5 protein-coding genes and 2 pseudogenes are annotated in these 5130 nt (G+C 37.8%); 2 read left to right on the top strand and 5 right to left on the bottom strand.

Annotated features, from left to right (window positions below; genetic code table 11):
* Positions 1-126 precede the first annotated feature (126 nt).
* Both AS180_RS20915 and AS180_RS20910 read right to left on the bottom strand, forming a co-directional pair.
* Positions 127-594 carry a hypothetical protein gene (locus tag AS180_RS20915; RefSeq protein WP_025910331.1) on the bottom strand — a complete coding sequence of 156 codons (468 nt, stop codon included), beginning with the start codon at positions 592-594 and terminating at the stop codon, positions 127-129.
* A gap of 68 nt (positions 595-662) precedes the next feature.
* Positions 663-1077, bottom strand: a pseudogene (locus AS180_RS20910) (Lrp/AsnC family transcriptional regulator).
* A 117-nt stretch (positions 1078-1194) separates the two neighbouring features.
* Between AS180_RS20910 and AS180_RS20905 the strand changes: the two are divergent.
* Both AS180_RS20905 and AS180_RS20900 read left to right on the top strand, forming a co-directional pair.
* A pseudogene (locus tag AS180_RS20905) lies at positions 1195-1952 on the top strand (MBL fold metallo-hydrolase).
* A gap of 169 nt (positions 1953-2121) precedes the next feature.
* A complete protein-coding gene (locus tag AS180_RS20900) occupies positions 2122-3150 on the top strand; it encodes a serine hydrolase domain-containing protein (protein ID WP_090752888.1) in 1029 nt (342 codons plus the stop codon).
* A 56-nt stretch (positions 3151-3206) separates the two neighbouring features.
* Here the strand turns inward: AS180_RS20900 and wrbA are convergent, their stop codons facing one another.
* The 3 genes from wrbA to AS180_RS20885 form a co-directional block, all read right to left on the bottom strand.
* Positions 3207-3869 (bottom strand): NAD(P)H:quinone oxidoreductase, encoded by a 663-nt coding sequence (wrbA, locus tag AS180_RS20895; RefSeq protein WP_062687450.1) that lies wholly within the window; start codon positions 3867-3869, stop codon positions 3207-3209.
* Between the two features lie 118 nt (positions 3870-3987).
* Positions 3988-4596, bottom strand: coding sequence for a flavin reductase family protein (locus AS180_RS20890; protein WP_025910326.1), 609 nt, complete (start codon positions 4594-4596; stop codon positions 3988-3990).
* Positions 4597-4927: 331 nt separating this feature from the next.
* The coding region (locus AS180_RS20885; protein ID WP_082636441.1) for a transposase at positions 4928-5130 on the bottom strand (203 nt) is incomplete at its 5' end.

Below are 5130 nucleotides of genomic sequence, written 5' to 3'. Positions count from 1 at the left end.
CCCTGTTTCCAACATTGTTTTCACAATCAACAAAAAACCTGAACGATTAAAAGTGAGAAACTCTCAATCGTTCAGGTTTATCATTGGCTGAATTACTTATGTCCCAGCCTCTTTGCATTCAACATATTATTTAACAAGTATACTTCCTACGTATTGAGCAGTACCACTTGAGGTTGTAAAGGTAACTTCCAACACATATCTACCTGTACTTTTAGGCATTTCAAATTCTCGATTTTCATTCATTTTAAGTTCAACCTTTTGCTCTTCCTTCCAAAGATTAGCTGCTATAGTTGGGTTCGTCCAAATATCTCCACCGTTTTCTTTGTTTTCTTCAAAATCTAGAAATACTTTTTCATTTCTAGAAGCGTTAATGTCCTTTTGTGATAAGGCGAACTCCCAAATATCATCTACCGTTTTACTTACATCTCCGCTTGATGAAGCCCAGCTAATATTCGCTTCTGTTAACCTTACAGACGAAGCATTTTCTGCGTAGAGATGCGCCGTAGGTGGACCCACATCATAATCTTCAGCTATACACGCAGTGACGATAAAGATTAAAAACACTCCTATGCTTAACCAAGAAACTTTTCTCATCGTATCCCCCTGCTGCATTATTTGAGTTTTACATTCTGTATTAAACTATTCAGCGCAATTTTTTTTAGTCAGCTTTTGTTAATAATTATAGACAGCTTATAGTTAGCATGACCGTTTAAAGATTCTAAAAATTGGTCCAGCTCTTGATTGGAAGGAAAATTACATTCTAATAGATAACAGCCGTCTCCCGCTAATTTTATAGTTGTGAACGACGTAGTCACGCTGCGTGTTAATAAACGATAAATAAGGCTCATGATAAGGACTCGTTGTATAAATAGTGATCATTGCATGAACATGATAGCCAAGCTTTTGCTGATTTACTTTAATCGTATACTGCTCAATAATACCAGCGTCCTCTAACTTTAAGACTCTCGATGCAGCTGCTTGTCCAGTTAAATGTACCTTTTCACCCAGCTCTTTCATCGTAATCCGACTGTTTTTGGATAGCTCTTTTAGTATGGACAAGTCGGTTTGGTCTAACATAATTTCAAATCCTTTCATTAATCAAGTAAAACGGTGAAAACACTTGATTTTCACTATGTAATATTGGGTTACTTTTACTATAAACTATACGTAAATTAAAGAAAAGGAGCTAAAAACATGAAGATCCAACAAATTCGAAATGCAACTCTTGTTCTTACCTATGCGAATAAAACCTTTTTAATTGATCCTATGTTAGCGGATCAAGGTACGTACCCTCCATTTCCAAACTCTGTACGACAAGATCAACCTAATCCACTTGTGCCTCTACCAGTACCTGTAACACAATTATTAAATGTAGATGCAGTGATTCTCACTCACCTGCACTTAGATCATTTTGATGAGACTGCTAAAGAACTGTTAGACAAAGATATAAAGTTATTCGTACAAAATGAAGCGGATAAAGCTGAAGTAAAAAAGCTGGTTTTACAAACATTGAAGTGTTAACTGAACAGACAAAATTTGCAGGCATACAGCTAATTAAAACAAAAGGTGAACATGGCCGCGGTGAGATTCTTAAGCTAACTGGGGAAGTGTGTGGAATTGTCTTTAAGCATGAAGATGAAAAAACGCTGTACGTTGCAGGTGATACAGTTTGGTATGAAGGAGTAAAAGAGAATCTCTCAGCCCACCAGCCAGACGTTATTGTTGTAAATGGTGGAGATAATCAATTCCTTGAAGGCGGCTCACTTGTAATGGGGAAAGAAGACATCCTGCATGTTCATCAGTTTGCTCCTAAAGCAACTATTATTTCCGTTCATATGGAAGCCGTAAATCATTGGACGCTATCAAGAGCTGAATTAAAGCAGTTTGCCATTAAGCATGAAATAACGGATAAGCTCCTCATTCCAGAAGATGGTGAAACTTACTCCTTTTAAATACTTTCAAGAGCCAGGTCCATCAACAGGACCTGTTTTTTTTATACTTCACTTATCTTTAATCTTCTTCTTACTCTACCTAGCAGGAAATCCCAATCACAATATGTAACTACATAAAGAAAGAATTACATGATGTCAAAAGATGTGAACGATGGCGGAGGGAACTACATTGAATACGAATATTTTAAGCGTTATTAGCGATACCCAAAAGAAAGTTAACTTTTCTGGAAGTATTCTTATTAAAGATGAACACCATATACTAGCTGAAAGTAGCTACGGCTATGCCAATCGAGCTGATCAAATAAAAAATAGCCTTGCTACGCGATATGGTATTGCATCTGGCTGTAAGCTCTTTACAGCTATTGCGATTTGTCAGCTTGTAGAAGCAGGCGTCCTTTCGTTTGAAACAAGATTAAAAGAGTGCCTTGATATTGATTTTCCTCATTTTGATGAAACCATTACTGTTCATCACCTTTTAACGCATACAGCTGGAATACCTGACTATTTTGATGAAGAAGTGATGGATGATTTTGAAGAGTTGTGGACAAAAACCCCAATGTACAAAATAAGAAACTTAGAAGAATTTCTTCCTTTTTTCCAGTATGAACCGATGAAGTATAAAGTTGAAGAGCAGTTTCATTATAATAATGCCGGTTATATCCTACTCGGCTTAATTATAGAGCAAACAACTCAGCTTTCATTTCATACATACGTAGAAAAAGAGATCCTACATAAAGCACATATGACAAGCTCTGGCTATTTTGAACTCGACGCTCTGCCAAATCATACAGCACTTGGCTACATTGACTTTCCAGACGACAAGTGGAAAACAAATATTTACTCCCTTCCTGCTAAGGGAGGTGCAGATGGCGGGGCGTTCGTAACGGTTTGTGACATGAACCGCTTGTGGAACTCTCTTTTGAATCATCAGCTACTCAGTAAGAAATATACTACGCGTTTGCTTACCCCTCATACTGAAACCAATAATGAAAATAGTTTTTATGGCTATGGGGTGTGGATAGAGAAAAGAGAAAGAGCTATTTTCAAATATCATATTATGGGTTATGACCCAGGGGTTAGCTTTCACTCTGCTTTTTATCCAAAGTCAGCTGTCACTGCCGTTATCTGTTCAAACAAATCACGCGGAGCCTTTCATATTATGAACGCTGTTGAAGAGGAAATGTTCAGCTCTTATTAAATGCTTATATAGACAAAAAAAGCTCAACGTTTGGTTAACGTTGAGCTTTTACTTTATTATTGATTACCTTGCTTTACCCATCCAGCTACTGTTACTGTACGCTTTGCTTGATGCTTCACTGTTGCTTCCACATCTTCAACCATTTTCCCATTTTGATCAACCGTTACGCTTGTTCCGTAAGGGTTCCCACCTGAACTGAAAATGACTGGATCTGTGTATCCTGGTGATGCAACAAGCGCGCCCCAGTGATGCATTGTTGTGTATAGAGATAAAAGAGTTTGTTCTTGACCACCGTGTGCGTTTTGTGCAGATGTCATCGCACTAACAACTTTGTTTGCTAATTTACCGTTAAACCACAGTCCACCCGTTGTATCTAAGAACTGCTTAACTTGTCCTGGTACGTTTCCGAAACGAGTTGGAATGCTAAAGATAATTGCATCAGCCCACTCTAAATCATCAAGCGTTACTTCTGGTACAGCAGCTGTTTCTTCTACGTGTGCTTTCCAAGCTGGATTTGAATCAATTGCTGCTTGTGGAGCTGTTTCAGGTACTTTTAATACTTTTACATTTGCACCTGCTTCTTTTGCACCGTCTGCTGCCCACTGCGCCATTTGGTAGTTTGTACCTGTTGAACTATAGTAGATAACCGCTAATTTTACATTTTCCATTTTTTCTTCCTCCTTAGTCGATGTTCCAAATAATTTATCTAAAAATCCCATTTTTCTTCACCTCTATATGCGTATTCATACCGCTGTTTCATCTGGATGAGTAAAATCACCCCCTTAAGTCGGTATTCTGTTTTATTTCTAAGATGTATTGTTTCTCATTGAACTGTTATTATTCTGGTCGTGCAATTGTAAAAGTCTTACCAAGCTTAGCGTAGTCATTGCCGGCTAAGCGGCTAACAGCTTTAAGACCGTGTGGATCAATTCGCCCTTTATCATATAGCTGATCTTCAATGTGATACTGAACAACTTTTCCAATAAGCAAGTCGGTACTTGTTTCTTCACCTTCTCCTAATGAAATTGCCTGTTCAAGTATGCATTCAAAGCGAATTTTTGCTTCTTTTACCCCAGGTACCGAAATTTTTTCACTTTCGGTCAACATTAATTTAGCTACTTCAATCTCACTTTCGTCAGCCGGCAGGTTAGCTGCCGTCATATTCACCTGCTCGACATTGTCTTCATCGACGATGTGAATCACAAACTCTTTTTTCTCCATAATGTTTCTTGCCGTATCTTTCATTTCGCCGCTTTTACGCTGAACTGAAATCGAAATCATCGGCGGATTTGCAGAGACGATATTAAAATAACTAAAAGGCGCTGCGTTGACGATTCCGTTTGATGACTGAGTTGTCACAAAAGCAATCGGTCTTGGAATAATACTTCCGGTTAGAAACTTATAGTTTTCTCTTTCCGTTTGTGCAGATGGATCAATTGATAGCAATGAACTCACTCCTACTTCGTTTTACTATTTAATTCCACGGTAATAAAATGCATAAACGCCAATCTCTATATCATAATTCTTGAATTCGAGATATTTGCCGAAAAAAATATGCATTCAACTTTTGTAAGCTGTAAAAAGAAGTTGTTATTATCTTGAATTCGAGATAATTATAAAACGAATGGTTATCTTCTGTCAACATTAATTTAGCAGACATTTCTTAAAAAAGCGATAAATGAGGCTGGGACAAAAGGTCTCTATAATCGAAAAAAGGTGAAGTCGCCGGTGCGACTTCGCCTTTTTTCAATTATTTTAAAGATATAAAGGCAAGATCTCACCCCCTTGCCACATATTTTCGTATATTCACGGCCATTAGTGCGAGGCCGGTTTCGTTTTCGACTTTGGATTTCCCACGAACAGAAAATCGTGTGAAACCTAAATTAGCCTTCAAGAATCCAAAAACTGGCTCCACGTCCATTTTACGTTGACGATAAATTTTAGCCGTTTCTTCTTCCGAAAGCTTCGCTTTTATGTATT

It is taken from the genome of Priestia veravalensis (genome assembly GCF_001457055.1).
In the GTDB taxonomy this organism is placed as follows: domain Bacteria; phylum Bacillota; class Bacilli; order Bacillales; family Bacillaceae_H; genus Priestia; species Priestia flexa.
Note: the sequence above shows the minus strand (reverse complement) of the source record. Positions and strands in the feature narration are given on the sequence as shown.

Excerpts from the sequence above, each read along its gene's own strand:
- AS180_RS20915 (WP_025910331.1), bottom strand. The coding sequence starts at position 594 with ATGAGAAAAGTTTCTTGGTTAAGCATAGGAGTGTTTTTAATCTTTATC.
- wrbA (WP_062687450.1), bottom strand. The coding sequence starts at position 3,869 with ATGGGATTTTTAGATAAATTATTTGGAACATCGACTAAGGAGGAAGAA.